Source organism: Listeria monocytogenes, from assembly GCF_900187225.1.
GTDB lineage: Bacteria > Bacillota > Bacilli > Lactobacillales > Listeriaceae > Listeria > Listeria monocytogenes.
In genome coordinates, this window is record NZ_LT906436.1 from 232,792 (window position 1) to 252,407 (window position 19,616).

The following is a 19,616-nucleotide window of genomic DNA, read 5'->3' on the forward strand; positions in this document are numbered from 1 at the left end:
TCGCTGATACGGAAAATCAGAAAAACAACCTTTACTTCGTAGAAGTAAATTGGTTAAGTTAGAAAGGGCGCACGGTGGATGCCTTGGCACTAGGAGCCGAAGAAGGACGGGACTAACACCGATATGCTTTGGGGAGCTGTACGTAAGCGTTGATCCAGAGATTTCCGAATGGGGGAACCCACTATCTTTAGTCGGATAGTATCCTTACGTGAATACATAGCGTGAGGAAGGCAGACCCAGGGAACTGAAACATCTAAGTACCTGGAGGAAGAGAAAGAAAAATCGATTTCCTGAGTAGCGGCGAGCGAAACGGAAAGAGCCCAAACCAAGAAGCTTGCTTCTTGGGGTTGTAGGACACTCTATACGGAGTTACAAAAGAAAGTTATAAATGAAGCGGTCTGGAAAGGCCCGCCAAAGACGGTAACAGCCCGGTAGTTGAAATGGCTTTCCCTCCAGAGTGGATCCTGAGTACGGCGGAACACGTGAAATTCCGTCGGAATCCGGGAGGACCATCTCCCAAGGCTAAATACTCCCTAGTGACCGATAGTGAACCAGTACCGTGAGGGAAAGGTGAAAAGCACCCCGGAAGGGGAGTGAAACAGTTCCTGAAACCGTGTGCCTACAAGTAGTTAGAGCCCGTTAATGGGTGATAGCGTGCCTTTTGTAGAATGAACCGGCGAGTTACGATTTGTTGCAAGGTTAAGCGGAAAAAGCGGAGCCGTAGCGAAAGCGAGTCTGAATAGGGCGCATAAGTAACAGGTCGTAGACCCGAAACCAGGTGATCTACCCATGTCCAGGATGAAGGTAAGGTAATACTTACTGGAGGTCCGAACCCACGCACGTTGAAAAGTGCGGGGATGAGGTGTGGGTAGCGGAGAAATTCCAATCGAACTTGGAGATAGCTGGTTCTCTCCGAAATAGCTTTAGGGCTAGCCTCGAGGTAAAGAGTCATGGAGGTAGAGCACTGTTTGGACTAGGGGCCCTTCTCGGGTTACCGAATTCAGATAAACTCCGAATGCCATGTACTTATACTCGGGAGTCAGACTGCGAGTGATAAGATCCGTAGTCGAAAGGGAAACAGCCCAGACCACCAGTTAAGGTCCCCAAATATATGTTAAGTGGAAAAGGATGTGGGGTTGCTTAGACAACCAGGATGTTGGCTTAGAAGCAGCCACCATTGAAAGAGTGCGTAATAGCTCACTGGTCGAGTGACCCCGCGCCGAAAATGTACCGGGGCTAAACATATTACCGAAACTGTGGATGAACCTCTTTAGAGGTTCGTGGTAGGAGAGCGTTCTAAGGGCGGTGAAGTCAGACCGGAAGGACTGGTGGAGCGCTTAGAAGTGAGAATGCCGGTATGAGTAGCGAAAGAAGGGTGAGAATCCCTTCCACCGAATATCTAAGGTTTCCTGAGGAAGGCTCGTCCGCTCAGGGTTAGTCGGGACCTAAGCTGAGGCCGATAGGCGTAGGCGATGGACAACAGGTAGAGATTCCTGTACCAGTGCTAATTGTTTAACCGATGGGGTGACACAGAAGGATAGGGAATCGCACGAATGGAAATGTGCGTCCAAGCAGTGAGTGTGAGAAGTAGGCAAATCCGCTTCTCGCGAAGCATGAGCTGTGATGGGGAAGGAAATTAAGTACGGAAGTTCCTGATTTCACGCTGTCAAGAAAAGCCTCTAGGAAGAGTAGTACTGCCCGTACCGCAAACCGACACAGGTAGATGAGGAGAGAATCCTAAGGTGAGCGAGAGAACTCTCGTTAAGGAACTCGGCAAAATGACCCCGTAACTTCGGGAGAAGGGGTGCTCTATTAGGGTGCAAGCCCGAGAGAGCCGCAGTGAATAGGCCCAGGCGACTGTTTAGCAAAAACACAGGTCTCTGCAAAACCGTAAGGTGACGTATAGGGGCTGACGCCTGCCCGGTGCTGGAAGGTTAAGAGGAGTGCTTAGCTTCGGCGAAGGTACGAATTGAAGCCCCAGTAAACGGCGGCCGTAACTATAACGGTCCTAAGGTAGCGAAATTCCTTGTCGGGTAAGTTCCGACCCGCACGAAAGGCGCAACGATCTGGGCACTGTCTCAACGAGAGACTCGGTGAAATTATAGTACCTGTGAAGATGCAGGTTACCCGCGACAGGACGGAAAGACCCCGTGGAGCTTTACTGCAACCTGATATGGAATGTTTGTACCGCTTGTACAGGATAGGTAGGAGCCGAAGAGACGTGTGCGCTAGCATACGAGGAGGCAATGGTGGGATACTACCCTGGCTGTATGACCATTCTAACCCGCCACGCTTAGCGCGTGGGGAGACAGTGTCAGGTGGGCAGTTTGACTGGGGCGGTCGCCTCCTAAAGAGTAACGGAGGCGCCCAAAGGTTCCCTCAGAATGGATGGAAATCATTCGCAGAGTGTAAAGGCACAAGGGAGCTTGACTGCGAGACTGACAAGTCGAGCAGGGACGAAAGTCGGGCTTAGTGATCCGGTGGTTCCGCATGGAAGGGCCATCGCTCAACGGATAAAAGCTACCCCGGGGATAACAGGCTTATCTCCCCCAAGAGTCCACATCGACGGGGAGGTTTGGCACCTCGATGTCGGCTCGTCGCATCCTGGGGCTGTAGTCGGTCCCAAGGGTTGGGCTGTTCGCCCATTAAAGCGGCACGCGAGCTGGGTTCAGAACGTCGTGAGACAGTTCGGTCCCTATCCGTCGCGGGCGCAGGAAATTTGAGAGGAGCTGTCCTTAGTACGAGAGGACCGGGATGGACACACCGCTGGTGTACCAGTTGTTCCGCCAGGAGCATCGCTGGGTAGCTATGTGTGGCAGGGATAAACGCTGAAAGCATCTAAGCGTGAAGCCCCCCTCAAGATGAGATTTCCCATTTCTTCGGAAAGTAAGATCCCTGAAAGATGATCAGGTAGATAGGTTTGGAGTGGAAGTGTAGCGATACATGGAGCGGACAAATACTAATCGATCGAGGACTTAACCAAAAAATGAAACGAAGTTACCTAACTGAACACTTTCTTCTCTAGTTTTGAGAGAGCAATCTTTCAACAACTTCAATATTGTCTGGTAGTTATGGCGAGAAGGTCACACCCGTTCCCATCCCGAACACGGTAGTTAAGCTTCTCTGCGCCAATGGTAGTTGGGGGCTTCCCCCTGCGAGAGTAGGTCGCTGCCGGGCAGTATTTCTGGAGGTTTAGCTCAGCTGGGAGAGCATCTGCCTTACAAGCAGAGGGTCAGCGGTTCGATCCCGTTAACCTCCATTTTTTATGCCGGCTTAGCTCAGTTGGTAGAGCAACTGATTTGTAATCAGTAGGTCGCGAGTTCGACTCTTGCAGCCGGCACCATTAATATTAACTTTATAATAATACATATTTTTTATTGTAGAGAGCCGTTAGCTCAGTTGGTAGAGCATCTGACTTTTAATCAGAGGGTCGCTGGTTCGAACCCAGCACGGCTCACTTTTGCGGGTGTGGCGGAATTGGCAGACGCACCAGATTTAGGATCTGGCGCCGCGAGGCGTGGGGGTTCAAGTCCCTTCACCCGCACTTATTTTAAATATGCGGAAGTAGTTCAGTGGTAGAACATCACCTTGCCAAGGTGGGGGTCGCGGGTTCGAACCCCGTCTTCCGCTTGTTTACAAAAGTTCCAATATGCCGGGGTGGCGGAACTGGCAGACGCACAGGACTTAAAATCCTGCGGATAGTGATATCCGTACCGGTTCGATTCCGGTCCTCGGCATTATTTTTATATGCGCCCATAGCTCAACTGGATAGAGTACTTGACTACGAATCAAGCGGTTAGAGGTTCGACTCCTCTTGGGCGCACTTTATTAAACGGGAAGTAGCTCAGCTTGGTAGAGCACTTGGTTTGGGACCAAGGGGTCGCAGGTTCGAATCCTGTCTTCCCGATTGTTTTGAATTTTATTATGGGGCCTTAGCTCAGCTGGGAGAGCGCCTGCTTTGCACGCAGGAGGTCAGCGGTTCGATCCCGCTAGGCTCCACCAAATTATTTCTAAAAATGTGTTGACATTGTTTAGAGAATAGAGTAAGATATAAGAGTTGCTGCTAAAGGCAACGAAGAAGAAAAAGTGACCTTTGAAAACTGAACAAAGAAGAAGACGAAAAGCAATGAGACGTAAAGTCTCACTGGTAATCGCAGGGCAGAAAACAGAAAGCTGTTTTCAACAAAACAAACTAGTAATTTAATTGCTAGCGAAGTCAATTTGACGCAAGGAATCTTATTCACGGTGTTGAATAAGTATTCAAATTCAATTTATATTTTAAAGAGAGTTTGATCCTGGCTCAGGACGAACGCTGGCGGCGTGCCTAATACATGCAAGTCGAACGAACGGAGGAAGAGCTTGCTCTTCCAATGTTAGTGGCGGACGGGTGAGTAACACGTGGGCAACCTGCCTGTAAGTTGGGGATAACTCCGGGAAACCGGGGCTAATACCGAATGATAAAGTGTGGCGCATGCCACGCTTTTGAAAGATGGTTTCGGCTATCGCTTACAGATGGGCCCGCGGTGCATTAGCTAGTTGGTAGGGTAATGGCCTACCAAGGCAACGATGCATAGCCGACCTGAGAGGGTGATCGGCCACACTGGGACTGAGACACGGCCCAGACTCCTACGGGAGGCAGCAGTAGGGAATCTTCCGCAATGGACGAAAGTCTGACGGAGCAACGCCGCGTGTATGAAGAAGGTTTTCGGATCGTAAAGTACTGTTGTTAGAGAAGAACAAGGATAAGAGTAACTGCTTGTCCCTTGACGGTATCTAACCAGAAAGCCACGGCTAACTACGTGCCAGCAGCCGCGGTAATACGTAGGTGGCAAGCGTTGTCCGGATTTATTGGGCGTAAAGCGCGCGCAGGCGGTCTTTTAAGTCTGATGTGAAAGCCCCCGGCTTAACCGGGGAGGGTCATTGGAAACTGGAAGACTGGAGTGCAGAAGAGGAGAGTGGAATTCCACGTGTAGCGGTGAAATGCGTAGATATGTGGAGGAACACCAGTGGCGAAGGCGACTCTCTGGTCTGTAACTGACGCTGAGGCGCGAAAGCGTGGGGAGCAAACAGGATTAGATACCCTGGTAGTCCACGCCGTAAACGATGAGTGCTAAGTGTTAGGGGGTTTCCGCCCCTTAGTGCTGCAGCTAACGCATTAAGCACTCCGCCTGGGGAGTACGACCGCAAGGTTGAAACTCAAAGGAATTGACGGGGGCCCGCACAAGCGGTGGAGCATGTGGTTTAATTCGAAGCAACGCGAAGAACCTTACCAGGTCTTGACATCCTTTGACCACTCTGGAGACAGAGCTTTCCCTTCGGGGACAAAGTGACAGGTGGTGCATGGTTGTCGTCAGCTCGTGTCGTGAGATGTTGGGTTAAGTCCCGCAACGAGCGCAACCCTTGATTTTAGTTGCCAGCATTTAGTTGGGCACTCTAAAGTGACTGCCGGTGCAAGCCGGAGGAAGGTGGGGATGACGTCAAATCATCATGCCCCTTATGACCTGGGCTACACACGTGCTACAATGGATAGTACAAAGGGTCGCGAAGCCGCGAGGTGGAGCTAATCCCATAAAACTATTCTCAGTTCGGATTGTAGGCTGCAACTCGCCTACATGAAGCCGGAATCGCTAGTAATCGTGGATCAGCATGCCACGGTGAATACGTTCCCGGGCCTTGTACACACCGCCCGTCACACCACGAGAGTTTGTAACACCCGAAGTCGGTAGGGTAACCTTTATGGAGCCAGCCGCCGAAGGTGGGACAGATAATTGGGGTGAAGTCGTAACAAGGTAGCCGTATCGGAAGGTGCGGCTGGATCACCTCCTTTCTAAGGAAAAGGAAACCTGTGAGTTTTCGTTCTTCTCTATTTGTTCAGTTTTGAGAGGTTAGTACTTCTCAGTATGTTTGTTCTTTGAAAACTAGATAAGAAAGTTAGTAAAGTTAGCATAGATAATTTATTATTTATGACACAAGTAACCGAGAATCATCTGAAAGTGAATCTTTCATCTGATTGGATGTATCATCGCTGATACGGAAAATCAGAAAAACAACCTTTACTTCGTAGAAGTAAATTGGTTAAGTTAGAAAGGGCGCACGGTGGATGCCTTGGCACTAGGAGCCGAAGAAGGACGGGACTAACACCGATATGCTTTGGGGAGCTGTACGTAAGCGTTGATCCAGAGATTTCCGAATGGGGGAACCCACTATCTTTAGTCGGATAGTATCCTTACGTGAATACATAGCGTGAGGAAGGCAGACCCAGGGAACTGAAACATCTAAGTACCTGGAGGAAGAGAAAGAAAAATCGATTTCCTGAGTAGCGGCGAGCGAAACGGAAAGAGCCCAAACCAAGAAGCTTGCTTCTTGGGGTTGTAGGACACTCTATACGGAGTTACAAAAGAAAGTTATAAATGAAGCGGTCTGGAAAGGCCCGCCAAAGACGGTAACAGCCCGGTAGTTGAAATGGCTTTCCCTCCAGAGTGGATCCTGAGTACGGCGGAACACGTGAAATTCCGTCGGAATCCGGGAGGACCATCTCCCAAGGCTAAATACTCCCTAGTGACCGATAGTGAACCAGTACCGTGAGGGAAAGGTGAAAAGCACCCCGGAAGGGGAGTGAAACAGTTCCTGAAACCGTGTGCCTACAAGTAGTTAGAGCCCGTTAATGGGTGATAGCGTGCCTTTTGTAGAATGAACCGGCGAGTTACGATTTGTTGCAAGGTTAAGCGGAAAAAGCGGAGCCGTAGCGAAAGCGAGTCTGAATAGGGCGCATAAGTAACAGGTCGTAGACCCGAAACCAGGTGATCTACCCATGTCCAGGATGAAGGTAAGGTAATACTTACTGGAGGTCCGAACCCACGCACGTTGAAAAGTGCGGGGATGAGGTGTGGGTAGCGGAGAAATTCCAATCGAACTTGGAGATAGCTGGTTCTCTCCGAAATAGCTTTAGGGCTAGCCTCGAGGTAAAGAGTCATGGAGGTAGAGCACTGTTTGGACTAGGGGCCCTTCTCGGGTTACCGAATTCAGATAAACTCCGAATGCCATGTACTTATACTCGGGAGTCAGACTGCGAGTGATAAGATCCGTAGTCGAAAGGGAAACAGCCCAGACCACCAGTTAAGGTCCCCAAATATATGTTAAGTGGAAAAGGATGTGGGGTTGCTTAGACAACCAGGATGTTGGCTTAGAAGCAGCCACCATTGAAAGAGTGCGTAATAGCTCACTGGTCGAGTGACCCCGCGCCGAAAATGTACCGGGGCTAAACATATTACCGAAACTGTGGATGAACCTCTTTAGAGGTTCGTGGTAGGAGAGCGTTCTAAGGGCGGTGAAGTCAGACCGGAAGGACTGGTGGAGCGCTTAGAAGTGAGAATGCCGGTATGAGTAGCGAAAGAAGGGTGAGAATCCCTTCCACCGAATATCTAAGGTTTCCTGAGGAAGGCTCGTCCGCTCAGGGTTAGTCGGGACCTAAGCTGAGGCCGATAGGCGTAGGCGATGGACAACAGGTAGAGATTCCTGTACCAGTGCTAATTGTTTAACCGATGGGGTGACACAGAAGGATAGGGAATCGCACGAATGGAAATGTGCGTCCAAGCAGTGAGTGTGAGAAGTAGGCAAATCCGCTTCTCGCGAAGCATGAGCTGTGATGGGGAAGGAAATTAAGTACGGAAGTTCCTGATTTCACGCTGTCAAGAAAAGCCTCTAGGAAGAGTAGTACTGCCCGTACCGCAAACCGACACAGGTAGATGAGGAGAGAATCCTAAGGTGAGCGAGAGAACTCTCGTTAAGGAACTCGGCAAAATGACCCCGTAACTTCGGGAGAAGGGGTGCTCTATTAGGGTGCAAGCCCGAGAGAGCCGCAGTGAATAGGCCCAGGCGACTGTTTAGCAAAAACACAGGTCTCTGCAAAACCGTAAGGTGACGTATAGGGGCTGACGCCTGCCCGGTGCTGGAAGGTTAAGAGGAGTGCTTAGCTTCGGCGAAGGTACGAATTGAAGCCCCAGTAAACGGCGGCCGTAACTATAACGGTCCTAAGGTAGCGAAATTCCTTGTCGGGTAAGTTCCGACCCGCACGAAAGGCGCAACGATCTGGGCACTGTCTCAACGAGAGACTCGGTGAAATTATAGTACCTGTGAAGATGCAGGTTACCCGCGACAGGACGGAAAGACCCCGTGGAGCTTTACTGCAACCTGATATGGAATGTTTGTACCGCTTGTACAGGATAGGTAGGAGCCGAAGAGACGTGTGCGCTAGCATACGAGGAGGCAATGGTGGGATACTACCCTGGCTGTATGACCATTCTAACCCGCCACGCTTAGCGCGTGGGGAGACAGTGTCAGGTGGGCAGTTTGACTGGGGCGGTCGCCTCCTAAAGAGTAACGGAGGCGCCCAAAGGTTCCCTCAGAATGGATGGAAATCATTCGCAGAGTGTAAAGGCACAAGGGAGCTTGACTGCGAGACTGACAAGTCGAGCAGGGACGAAAGTCGGGCTTAGTGATCCGGTGGTTCCGCATGGAAGGGCCATCGCTCAACGGATAAAAGCTACCCCGGGGATAACAGGCTTATCTCCCCCAAGAGTCCACATCGACGGGGAGGTTTGGCACCTCGATGTCGGCTCGTCGCATCCTGGGGCTGTAGTCGGTCCCAAGGGTTGGGCTGTTCGCCCATTAAAGCGGCACGCGAGCTGGGTTCAGAACGTCGTGAGACAGTTCGGTCCCTATCCGTCGCGGGCGCAGGAAATTTGAGAGGAGCTGTCCTTAGTACGAGAGGACCGGGATGGACACACCGCTGGTGTACCAGTTGTTCCGCCAGGAGCATCGCTGGGTAGCTATGTGTGGCAGGGATAAACGCTGAAAGCATCTAAGCGTGAAGCCCCCCTCAAGATGAGATTTCCCATTTCTTCGGAAAGTAAGATCCCTGAAAGATGATCAGGTAGATAGGTTTGGAGTGGAAGTGTAGCGATACATGGAGCGGACAAATACTAATCGATCGAGGACTTAACCAAAAAATGAAACGAAGTTACCTAACTGAACACTTTCTTCTCTAGTTTTGAGAGAGCAATCTTTCAACAACTTCAATATTGTCTGGTAGTTATGGCGAGAAGGTCACACCCGTTCCCATCCCGAACACGGTAGTTAAGCTTCTCTGCGCCAATGGTAGTTGGGGGCTTCCCCCTGCGAGAGTAGGTCGCTGCCGGGCAATTTGAAAAGTCCTAATTATTTAGGGCTTTTTTTGTTTGTAAAAGATAAATAAATTGCTAATAGGTGGGGATATCTAGTATAATTAAAGTCAAAAATAGTCAAAGTCAATGATTTGCAAAAAACAGAAAGGAGATTCCTTATAATGAAAAATATTTCTGATATTATAGAAGCTTATTTGAAACAAGTATTGGAATCTAGTGAAGCAGTTGAAATTAAAAGAAGTGAAATTGCAGATAAGTTTGAATGTGTACCTTCACAAATTAACTATGTAATAAACACTAGATTTACAATGGAACGAGGGTATATTGTTGAAAGCAAACGTGGTGGTGGTGGATATATTCGGATTATTAAAGTGAAAATGAATGATAAACTTCAATTGTTAGAAGCAATCATTTCAATGGTTCATGATAAAAAGGTCTCTCAATCATTTTCTGAAGATGTTATTTTGAGGTTGCTTGAAGAAGAAGTAATAACGAAGAAAGAAGCAAGATTAATGGTTGCGGCATTGGACCGTGAAGTTTTAATTTTACCTTTACCGGATAGAGATATTTTGAGAAGTAGGATTTTAGAGGCGATGTTAGTTGCTTTGAAATATGATTAAGGTGTGATGACGATGATTTGTCAAAGATGTGGAGAAAATAAAGCAGTTATAGCCTTGCAACAATTAAATGAGCTTGGGAAAGTGGAGTCATTGTACCTATGCGAGAATTGTGCTACGGACGAAGCTCTCTCCTCAGAAAAAGATTTAGTTAAAGCGATGGACACTTTTAGTGAGGTTGCTCTTGATTTCTTAACGCTTTTGCAAAAAGAGGAAAATACGCAGAAAGAGGTTGTCTGTGAGAATTGCCAGCTTAGTTTTGAAGAGTTTTTAAAGACTAATCGAGTTGGATGTCCGGAGTGTTATTCGGCTTTTGAGGCACAGTTAGTACCGATTATTGGTCGAGTGCAAAATGGATATAAAAAACATATTGGTAAGGTTCCAGCAGAAGTTGAACGAGCGGAAGGTGTACAAAATGAAATTAGTCGTTTACAAGAAAAGTTAGCAAAGCTAGTTAAAAATGAGGAGTTTGAGGAAGCTGCTGTTGTCCGTGATGAAATCAAGGCTTTGAAAGCTGGAGGTGAGGATAAATGAATGTATTTGAACCGCGGCTTAGTTCTTGGTTAGAAAATGCTGGTGATGACGATGATGTCGTTTTAAGCTCACGTATTAGGCTTGCTAGGAATTTGAAGGATGAACAGTTTCCGATTTATGAGCAGAAGGAAGAGATTGTCGATAATATTGCCGAAGTTTTTGATGATAATTTTATTTTGATTAAAATGAATCAAATTTCTTTGTTACAAAAGGCTCTTTTGGTGGAAAAACATTTAATTAGTCCTTATATGATGAATAAGAGTGAATATGGTGCGGTTCTTTTAAATGAGGAAGAAAATGTGAGTATTATGTTGAATGAAGAAGATCATTTGCGGATACAGTGTATGACGCCTGGCTTGAGATTATTCGATGCGTTAGAGGCAGCGTTGCAAATTGATGGTTATGTGGAAGAGAAGCTTAGTTATGCTTTTGATAAAGAGTTTGGATATTTGACGAGTTGTGTGACTAATATTGGGACTGGGATGCGCGCTTCTGTGATGGTACATTTACCGGGACTTGTAACAACAAAAAGGATTAAAAGTGTGCTTGAAGCGATTAGGAGCCTAGGTTTTGTGGTAAGAGGCATATACGGAGAAGGTAGCATGCCTGCAAGTAATATTTTCCAGGTCTCAAATCAAGTAACTCTGGGCAAAACGGAAGCGGAAATTGTGGAAGATTTAACTCAAGTCATGGAACAAATTATCATGCAAGAGCGTGTCGCTAGAACTACATTGAAGCAAAAATTTCATATTGCACTTGAAGATAGAGTTTTTAGATCATATGGTTTATTGATGAATTGTCGAATTATTTCTATGAAAGAAGCTGCGGATGCTATATCGGATATACGACTTGGTGTAGAATTAGGATTTTTCGAGCATATTTCTCGCCAAAAAATGAATGAATTGGTACTATTCTCGCAACCAGCTTTTTTGAGAAGAGAAGCAGGACGAGATATGGATGAATTAGAAGAGAAAGTAATACGGGCCAAAGTGATTCGCGAGATTTTGGGCGATAAATGATGAGGCTTACGATAAGGAGGAAACAACAATGATGTTTGGACGATTTACGCAAAGAGCTCAGAAAGTACTCGCGTTGTCACAAGAAGAGGCGATGCGTTTGAATCATAGTAATTTAGGAACAGAACATATTTTATTAGGGCTTGTAAGAGAAGGCGAAGGAATTGCGGCGAAAGCTCTCTATGAACTGGGAATTAGTTCTGAAAAAGTGCAGCAAGAGGTAGAGGGATTAATTGGGCATGGGGAAAAAGCTGTGACGACGATCCAATATACACCTCGTGCGAAAAAAGTAATTGAACTTTCCATGGATGAGGCTCGTAAATTAGGCCATACTTACGTTGGGACAGAACATATCTTACTTGGGCTTATTCGTGAAGGCGAAGGAGTTGCGGCACGCGTTTTAAGTAATCTTGGTATTAGTTTGAATAAAGCTCGGCAGCAAGTTCTACAGCTCTTAGGCGGCGGTGATGCTACTGGGGCGGGGAGACAAACAAATACGCAAGCTACACCGACTTTAGATAGTTTGGCACGTGACTTAACGGTTATTGCTCGGGAAGATAATTTGGATCCGGTTATTGGTCGTTCTAAAGAAATCCAACGTGTGATTGAAGTACTTAGTCGCCGGACGAAAAATAACCCGGTACTCATTGGGGAACCTGGTGTCGGTAAAACAGCGATTGCTGAAGGCTTAGCGCAACAAATTGTTCGTAATGAAGTACCTGAGACCTTACGTGGAAAACGTGTAATGACATTGGATATGGGAACTGTTGTGGCAGGTACAAAATATCGTGGTGAATTCGAAGACCGTTTGAAGAAAGTAATGGATGAAATTCGCCAAGCTGGTAATGTTATTCTATTTATTGATGAGTTGCATACTTTAATTGGTGCTGGTGGGGCGGAAGGTGCGATTGATGCATCGAATATCTTGAAGCCACCTCTAGCTCGTGGAGAGTTGCAATGTATTGGGGCAACAACGCTGGACGAGTACCGTAAATATATTGAAAAAGATGCTGCGCTTGAGAGACGTTTCCAACCGATTAAAGTAGACGAACCAACTGTAGAAGAATCTATTCAAATTTTACATGGATTGCGTGATCGTTATGAAGCGCATCACCGAGTTGCAATTACGGATGAAGCACTTGAGGCCGCTGTTCGTTTATCTGATCGCTATATTTCAGACCGTTTCTTACCTGATAAAGCGATTGATGTTATCGATGAATCTGGTTCTAAAGTACGTTTGAAATCTTTTACAACGCCAAAAAATGTAAAAGAAATGGAAAATAATTTATCCGATTTGAAAAAAGAAAAAGATGCGGCTGTTCAAGGTCAAGAATTTGAAAAAGCAGCGTCATTACGTGATAAAGAACAAAAACTCAAAAAATCATTAGAAGAAACTAAAGCGAATTGGCAAGAAAAACAAGGGCTTGACCATAGTGAAGTAACAGAAGATATTGTTGCTGAAGTGGTTGCTAGTTGGACTGGGATTCCAGTTGCGAAACTTGCGGAAACAGAGACAAATAAACTGTTAAATATGGAAAAACTTTTACATGAACGTGTGATTGGACAAGATGCAGCGGTTAAAGCTGTATCGCTAGCTGTACGTCGAGCTCGTGCAGGCCTTAAAGATCCGAAACGTCCGATTGGTTCCTTTATTTTCCTTGGACCTACTGGTGTTGGGAAAACAGAACTTGCGCGTGCACTTGCTGAGTCGATGTTTGGCGATGAGGATTCGATGATTCGGATTGATATGTCTGAGTACATGGAGAAATTTTCAACTGCTCGTTTAGTTGGGGCTCCTCCAGGTTATGTAGGATACGAAGAAGGTGGACAGCTGACAGAAAAAGTTCGGCAAAAACCTTATTCAGTAGTCCTTTTAGATGAAATTGAAAAAGCACATCCAGATGTATTTAATATGTTGCTACAAGTACTGGATGATGGACGTTTGACTGATTCTAAAGGGCGAGTAGTTGATTTTAGAAATACAGTTATCATTATGACTTCCAATATTGGAGCTCAAGAAATGAAACAAGATAAATCAATGGGCTTTAATGTTACTGATCCACTTAAAGACCATAAAGCGATGGAGCACCGCGTTTTACAAGATTTAAAACAGGCGTTCCGACCAGAATTTATCAACCGAATTGATGAAACAATTGTATTCCATTCGCTGCAAGAAAAAGAATTGAAACAAATTGTTACTTTACTAACTGCTCAATTAACAAAACGCTTAGCCGAACGCGATATTCACGTGAAATTAACTGAAGGTGCGAAATCCAAAATCGCTAAAGATGGCTACGATCCAGAGTACGGAGCTCGTCCTTTAAAACGGGCTATTCAAAAAGAAGTGGAAGACATGCTTTCTGAAGAATTGCTTCGTGGTAACATTAAAGTAGGCGATTACGTTGAAATTGGTGTGAAAGATGGCAAGTTAGAGGTTAGAAAAAAAGATGCTCCTAAAAAGAAAACAACCTCTAAAAAAGTAAAAGCTAAATAAGTAGAAAGCCTTCCTTAATAAAAAGTTAAGGGAGGTTTTTTATGAAAAATCATGATTCGCGTCAAAAAAACGAATTTGATGAAAAGGGTTAACGCGAACAGATGATCTGTGGTAAAATGGAGCATATGTATGGAGGGATGTAGAAATGGCTAAAGCAAAAAGGACAACCAAATTTGTGTGTCAGGCATGTGGATATGAATCGGCAAAATGGATGGGAAAATGTCCGAATTGCAACGAGTGGAATCAGATGGTAGAAGCCTTAGAACCGTCAAAAAAATCACGCTCAGCTTTCAATCATACAGGAGAGCCTTCAAAAGCGACTCCAATTACTCAAATAGCAAGTGAAACAGAAAAACGAGTTGAAACAAATATGCCCGAGTTAAATAGAGTTCTTGGTGGCGGTGTGGTTCCTGGGTCTATGGTACTTGTCGGAGGAGACCCTGGTATTGGTAAATCAACATTGTTATTACAAGTATCAGCGCAACTCACGCTTACAAATAAAAAAGTATTGTATATCTCAGGAGAAGAATCAATCAAACAAACGAAGCTACGGGCAGAACGCTTAAAAGTTTCGGGAGATAATTTATATGTGTATGCAGAAACAAATTTAGAAGCAGTTCAAGAAACGATTGATTTTGTAAAACCTGATTTTGTAGTCATTGACTCTATTCAGACTGTTTATCATCCTGATGTTACAAGTGCAGCAGGGAGTGTTTCTCAAGTTAGGGAATGTACAGCGACATTGATGCGAATTGCTAAAATGCAAAACATCGCTATCTTTATTGTTGGGCATGTAACTAAGGAAGGTGCTATTGCGGGACCGCGCCTATTAGAACATATGGTTGATACTGTACTCTATTTTGAAGGGGAGCGTCACCATGCTTACCGGATTTTGCGTGCAGTGAAAAACCGTTTTGGTTCCACTAACGAAATGGGTATATTTGAAATGCGAGATGTAGGACTTGTTGAAGTTGCTAATCCTTCCGAGGTATTCTTGGAAGAACGTCTTGAAGGCGCTTCAGGCTCAACGGTTGTAGCTTCTATGGAAGGAACTCGCCCCGTCCTTGTGGAAATACAAGCGCTTGTTTCGCCAACGATGTTCGGTAATGCTAAGCGAATGGCGACGGGAATAGACTACAACAAAGTTTCGCTAATTATGGCTGTTTTAGAAAAGCGAGTAGGTTTAATGTTGCAAAACCAAGATGCTTATTTGAAAGCGGCGGGCGGGGTTAAATTGGATGAGCCTGCAGTGGATTTGGCGGTTGCAGTCAGTGTTGCATCTAGTTATCGTGATAAACCCACAAGAAGTACGGACTGCTTTATTGGGGAACTTGGACTTACAGGTGAAATTCGTCGTGTAGCAAGAATTGAACAACGCGTACAAGAAGCAGCAAAACTTGGCTTTAAGCGAATTTTTATTCCTAAAAATAACGAAGGTAATTGGAAAATACCGAAAGACGTGCAAGTGGTTGGGGTGGAAACGATTGGAGAAGCTTTGAAGAAAGCTTTACCAGATTAAAAATAAATACTTCGTTGATTCCGTGAGTACTATTTGCGGTATAGTCTTTTAATAGTGTAAAATAGTGCTATATGTATATTTGGTAATAGCCCAATTATACATATAAATTTAAAAATGGAAAGGAGGAAACTAAATGCTTACATGGGTAATTCGAGTGTGTTTTTTAATTCTAGGTGGGACAACGGGAGTCTTTTCACTACCTGCTCTATGGGTAAAACTTGGAATAGGTCACATTCTGCTAATTAATAATCCTTATACTGATGCTCTGATTGGTGCACTTATATTTTATCTTATTACTTTCTGGGCGGTGAAATATGTAGAAGCCGCACTTAATTGGTTAGAGGAAAAGTTAGCTAAAATTGCTATTGCAACCCTTGTTTATGGGGGACTTGGTTTATTTGTAGGTTTGGTCATTGCGTTTTTCGCGAGCAATGCATTAAGTCAAACAAATATTCCGCTTTTAAATTCAGTAGTACCAGTTATTTTAACATTAGTTTTAGGTTATTTAGGGTTCCGTATCGGAATTAGTCGTCGTAACGAATTTGGGAATTTTGTCAATAACAGAAATGCAAAGAAAAGAACACCAGAAGAAGAGAAAACAGAAGAGAAATCTAAGAAAACATATAAAATTTTGGATACGAGCGTAATTATTGATGGTCGTATTGCAGACATTTTGACTACTGGATTTTTAGATGGAACGGTGGTTATTCCACTATTTGTACTAGCCGAACTTCAGCATATTGCGGATTCATCTGATACGCTTAAACGTACAAGAGGGCGCCGGGGATTAGATATTTTAAATCGAATCCAAAAGGAAGATGCCATTCAAGTGGAAATGTATGAAGGTGATTTTGAAGATACGCCAGAAGTGGATAGTAAACTGGTAAAACTTGCTAAAGTAATGGGCGGTATAGTTGTTACAAATGATTATAATTTAAACAAAGTATGTGAGTTTCAAAATGTACCGGTTTTAAATATTAATGATTTAGCGAATGCTGTAAAACCTGTTGTTTTGCCAGGTGAGAAAATGACTGTTCTTATGGTGAAAGATGGTAAAGAACACAATCAAGGGGTTGCATATTTAGATGATGGAACGATGATTGTTGTAGAAGATGGTCGTAAATTTATTAATGAAACAATCCAAGTCGAAGTAACGAGTGTACTTCAAACATCAGCAGGAAGAATGATTTTTGCTAAGCCATCCTGATTAGAAGGGGGAAATGAGCATGAATTATGAGTTGGTTTTTTTAGCGGCAGGTCAAGGGAAGCGGATGAATGCCCAGAAAAACAAAATGTGGCTAGAGCTAGTTGGCGAACCAATTTTCATTCATGCCTTGCGTCCTTTTTTAGCGGATAATCGTTGTTCCAAAGTGATTGTTGTGTGTCAAGAAGAGGAAAGAAAGCATGTAAAAGAATTAATGAGTCAGCTTAATGTGGCTGAGCACCGAATTGAGATTGTTAAAGGTGGAAGTGAGCGCCAATACAGTGTTGCGGCAGGTCTTGAACGTTGTGGGACGGAGCGTGTTGTCTTAGTGCATGATGGCGCAAGACCGTTTATCACGTTAGATATTATTGATCGATTATTAATTGGTGTAGAGCAAAGTAAAGCCGCGATTTGTGCAGTAAAAGTAAAAGATACGGTGAAACGAGTGGTGAATGGTGTCGTTCAAGAAACCGTTGACCGTGAAAATCTTTGGCAAGTTCAAACGCCGCAAGCCTTTGAACTGCCTATTTTACGAAAAGCGCATCAGCTTGCTCGAAAAGAACAGTTTTTAGGGACGGATGAAGCTAGTCTGGTTGAGCGAATTCCTTGTCCTGTTGCTATTGTCCAAGGAAGCTATTATAATATTAAGCTGACAACTCCTGAAGATATGCCGCTCGCAAAGGCGATTTTAGGGGAACTTGGAGGGATAGCAAATGATTAGAATTGGCCAAGGTTATGATGTACATAAACTTGCTTATGACCGAGACCTTATTATTGGTGGGGTTAAAATCCCTTATGAGAAAGGATTACTAGGTCACAGTGATGCGGATGTACTTCTGCATGCTATTACTGATGCTATCATAGGCGCAATTGGTGCTGGTGATATTGGTCATTTTTTCCCGGACACAGATATGACTTTTAAAGACGCGGATTCAGCTGAGCTACTTGAGGAAATTTGGCAGAAGGTAGAGGCGGATGGTTTTCGTCTTGGTAATCTAGATGCTACTATTATTGCTGAAAAGCCAAAAATGGCGCCATATGTTGAGCAAATGAAGCTTCGAATTGCGGAGTTGCTACATGCGGATTCAGCCCAAGTTAATGTAAAGGCGACTACGACAGAGAAATTAGGGTTTACTGGTCGGGAAGAAGGCATCGCAAGTCTAGCCGTTGTCTTACTTGAAAAATAATTGAAGGAGTGAATAATTGTGAGTGAAACAAAACGAGTGCGTGTACGTTATGCACCAAGTCCAACTGGATTTTTGCATATTGGGAATGCACGTACTGCCTTATTTAACTATTTATTTGCAAGACATAATGATGGAGATTTTATCATTCGTATTGAAGACACTGATGCTAAACGTAACATAGCTGACGGTGAAGAAAGTCAAATGACAAATTTGAAATGGCTAGGTATGGACTGGGATGAAGGCGTGGATGTTCCTGGAAAATACGGACCTTACCGTCAATCGGAACGTCAAGCCATTTATGAACCGTTAATTCAACAACTTTTGGATGAAGGTTTGGCTTATAAATGTTATTGCACGGAAGAAGAGCTGGATGCTGAACGCGAAAAACAAAAAGCAAATGGTGAAATGCCTCGTTATAGCGGGAAATGTCGTCATTTAACAAAAGAGCAACAAGCGGAGAAAGAAGCGCAAGGTTTTAAACCAAGTATTCGTTTCAAAGTGCCGGCAAATGAAACGATTACTTTCAACGATATGGTGAAAGACGATGTTTCGTTTGAATCAAATGGAATAGGCGATTTTGTTATTGCGAAAAAAGACGGAATTCCGACTTATAACTTTGCTGTGGCAGTGGATGATCATTTAATGGAAATTTCTCATGTTCTTCGTGGGGATGACCATATTTCGAATACGCCTAAACAAATTTTGATTTATAATGCATTTGGCTGGGAGCCACCAATTTTTGGGCATATGACACTTATTGTGAATGAGAGCAGACGTAAATTAAGTAAACGTGATGGTTCGATTATTCAATTTATCGAACAATATCGCGATTTAGGATATTTACCGGAAGCATTATTTAACTTTATCGCTATGCTTGGTTGGTCTCCAGAAGGCGAAGAAGAAATTTTCTCTAAAGAAGAATTCATTAAAATGTTTGATCCGAAGCGTTTATCTAAGTCACCCGCATTATTCGATAATGTTAAATTGACTTGGGTGAATAACCAATATGTGAAAAAATTACCGCTAAATGATGTAGTAGAGCTTTCTTTACCTCATTTACAAAAAGCGGGTGTTGTATCTGCTGAGCTAAATCAAGCTGAACTTGATTGGGTGCACAAATTAGTGTCACTTTATCATGAGCAAATGAGCTATGGTGCGGAAATTGTGCCACTTTCAGAAATGTTCTTTGCGGATGCAGAGTCAATTACGTTTGATGAAGAAGAGACAGCGGTGTTAGCGGAAGAGACAGTTCCAACTGTTATTTCGGCATTCAAAAAAGAACTAGAAGCACTAGAAGTTCTTGAAGCTGCGGAAGTAAAAGCTGCAATCAAGCGTGTCCAAAAAGAAACGGGCGTAAAAGGTAAAGGTTTATTTATGCCAATTCGTATTGTGACTACTGGTGAAATGCATGGTCCTGAATTGCCACTTGCAATCGAAGTTCTTGGTCGTGAAAAAGTGCTGAATCGTTTGGACACATGGTTGAAAAATAATTAATTTTGAATGAAAGCATCTCGGCTATTTGCGGGGTGCTTTTTTATTTTGATATATTTCAGTTGCAAGGAATTTTATTGCTGTTATAATAGAACTAAATATACGGAAAAAGTGCTGATGGGAAGAAGTACGGAATTCTAGGTTTATAGAGAGAGTCGCCAAGGCTGGAAGCGACTTAGCTGAACACTCCTGAAATGCCTCCCTGAATTCTGATGGGAAATTTAGTATCGTCAGACGAAATGTGGGTCGTTACCCCCACCCCTAGAGTTGGAGTATCTGCTAAATTTGGCAATACTCAAGTCAGAGTGGAACCGCGCAAAGCGTCTCTGTATCGGAGGGGCTTTTTTTGTTGGTTAGGTTCCAATAAAAAAT

The 19,616-nt window shown here is 44.4% G+C and carries 9 protein-coding genes, 9 tRNA genes and 5 rRNA genes; all 23 read left to right on the plus strand.

What is annotated here, in order from left to right:
• Positions 1 to 51 precede the first annotated feature (51 nt).
• Positions 52 to 2,983 (plus strand): 23S ribosomal RNA (locus CKV70_RS01125).
• Between the two features lie 78 nt (positions 2,984 to 3,061).
• A 5S ribosomal RNA gene (rrf, locus tag CKV70_RS01130) occupies positions 3,062 to 3,177 on the plus strand.
• A gap of 9 nt (positions 3,178 to 3,186) precedes the next feature.
• A tRNA-Val gene (locus CKV70_RS01135) sits at positions 3,187 to 3,259 on the plus strand.
• A gap of 8 nt (positions 3,260 to 3,267) precedes the next feature.
• Positions 3,268 to 3,343, plus strand: a tRNA-Thr gene (locus CKV70_RS01140).
• 41 nt (positions 3,344 to 3,384) lie between these two features.
• Positions 3,385 to 3,457: transfer RNA gene (locus CKV70_RS01145), tRNA-Lys, on the plus strand.
• A gap of 5 nt (positions 3,458 to 3,462) precedes the next feature.
• A tRNA-Leu gene (locus tag CKV70_RS01150) sits at positions 3,463 to 3,544 on the plus strand.
• 14 nt (positions 3,545 to 3,558) lie between these two features.
• A tRNA-Gly gene (locus CKV70_RS01155) sits at positions 3,559 to 3,630 on the plus strand.
• Positions 3,631 to 3,651: 21 nt separating this feature from the next.
• Positions 3,652 to 3,737, plus strand: a tRNA-Leu gene (locus tag CKV70_RS01160).
• A gap of 12 nt (positions 3,738 to 3,749) precedes the next feature.
• Positions 3,750 to 3,823: transfer RNA gene (locus CKV70_RS01165), tRNA-Arg, on the plus strand.
• A gap of 10 nt (positions 3,824 to 3,833) precedes the next feature.
• Positions 3,834 to 3,907: transfer RNA gene (locus CKV70_RS01170), tRNA-Pro, on the plus strand.
• A 19-nt stretch (positions 3,908 to 3,926) separates the two neighbouring features.
• Positions 3,927 to 4,002: transfer RNA gene (locus CKV70_RS01175), tRNA-Ala, on the plus strand.
• Positions 4,003 to 4,277: 275 nt separating this feature from the next.
• Positions 4,278 to 5,827, plus strand: a 16S ribosomal RNA gene (locus CKV70_RS01180).
• Positions 5,828 to 6,073: 246 nt separating this feature from the next.
• Positions 6,074 to 9,005, plus strand: a 23S ribosomal RNA gene (locus CKV70_RS01185).
• A gap of 78 nt (positions 9,006 to 9,083) precedes the next feature.
• Positions 9,084 to 9,199, plus strand: a 5S ribosomal RNA gene (rrf, locus tag CKV70_RS01190).
• Together the 16S, 23S and 5S rRNA genes with 9 tRNA genes alongside form the textbook arrangement of a ribosomal RNA operon.
• Before the next feature lie 144 nt (positions 9,200 to 9,343).
• Positions 9,344 to 9,802: a CtsR family transcriptional regulator gene (locus tag CKV70_RS01195; protein WP_003723894.1), complete on the plus strand. Its 459-nt coding sequence runs from the start codon at positions 9,344 to 9,346 to the stop codon at positions 9,800 to 9,802.
• Between the two features lie 12 nt (positions 9,803 to 9,814).
• Positions 9,815 to 10,333: a UvrB/UvrC motif-containing protein gene (locus CKV70_RS01200; RefSeq protein WP_003732822.1), complete on the plus strand. Its 519-nt coding sequence runs from the start codon at positions 9,815 to 9,817 to the stop codon at positions 10,331 to 10,333.
• The gene (locus CKV70_RS01205) at positions 10,330 to 11,352 is read left to right on the plus strand and encodes a protein arginine kinase (RefSeq protein WP_014600420.1); all 1,023 of its coding nucleotides are present in this window, start codon (positions 10,330 to 10,332) and stop codon (positions 11,350 to 11,352) included. The genes CKV70_RS01200 and CKV70_RS01205 overlap by 4 nt, the downstream gene beginning before the upstream one ends.
• 28 nt (positions 11,353 to 11,380) lie before the next feature.
• Complete coding sequence (locus CKV70_RS01210; protein WP_003723897.1) at positions 11,381 to 13,843, plus strand: ATP-dependent Clp protease ATP-binding subunit; 2,463 nt, start codon at positions 11,381 to 11,383, stop codon at positions 13,841 to 13,843.
• Positions 13,844 to 13,988: 145 nt separating this feature from the next.
• Positions 13,989 to 15,362, plus strand: a complete 1,374-nt coding sequence (gene radA, locus CKV70_RS01215; protein WP_014600421.1) for a DNA repair protein RadA — start codon at positions 13,989 to 13,991, stop codon at positions 15,360 to 15,362.
• A gap of 133 nt (positions 15,363 to 15,495) precedes the next feature.
• Positions 15,496 to 16,569, plus strand: a complete 1,074-nt coding sequence (locus CKV70_RS01220; RefSeq protein WP_003723899.1) for a PIN/TRAM domain-containing protein — start codon at positions 15,496 to 15,498, stop codon at positions 16,567 to 16,569.
• A 19-nt stretch (positions 16,570 to 16,588) separates the two neighbouring features.
• On the plus strand, positions 16,589 to 17,287 hold the full coding sequence (gene ispD, locus CKV70_RS01225; protein WP_003723900.1) for a 2-C-methyl-D-erythritol 4-phosphate cytidylyltransferase: 699 nt from the start codon (positions 16,589 to 16,591) through the stop codon (positions 17,285 to 17,287).
• Positions 17,280 to 17,753, plus strand: coding sequence for a 2-C-methyl-D-erythritol 2,4-cyclodiphosphate synthase (gene ispF / locus CKV70_RS01230; protein WP_003732825.1), 474 nt, complete (start codon positions 17,280 to 17,282; stop codon positions 17,751 to 17,753). The genes ispD and ispF overlap by 8 nt, the downstream gene beginning before the upstream one ends.
• Before the next feature lie 18 nt (positions 17,754 to 17,771).
• Positions 17,772 to 19,247: a glutamate--tRNA ligase gene (gene gltX / locus CKV70_RS01235; RefSeq protein WP_014600422.1), complete on the plus strand. Its 1,476-nt coding sequence runs from the start codon at positions 17,772 to 17,774 to the stop codon at positions 19,245 to 19,247.
• The last annotated feature ends 369 nt before the right edge of the window (positions 19,248 to 19,616 follow it).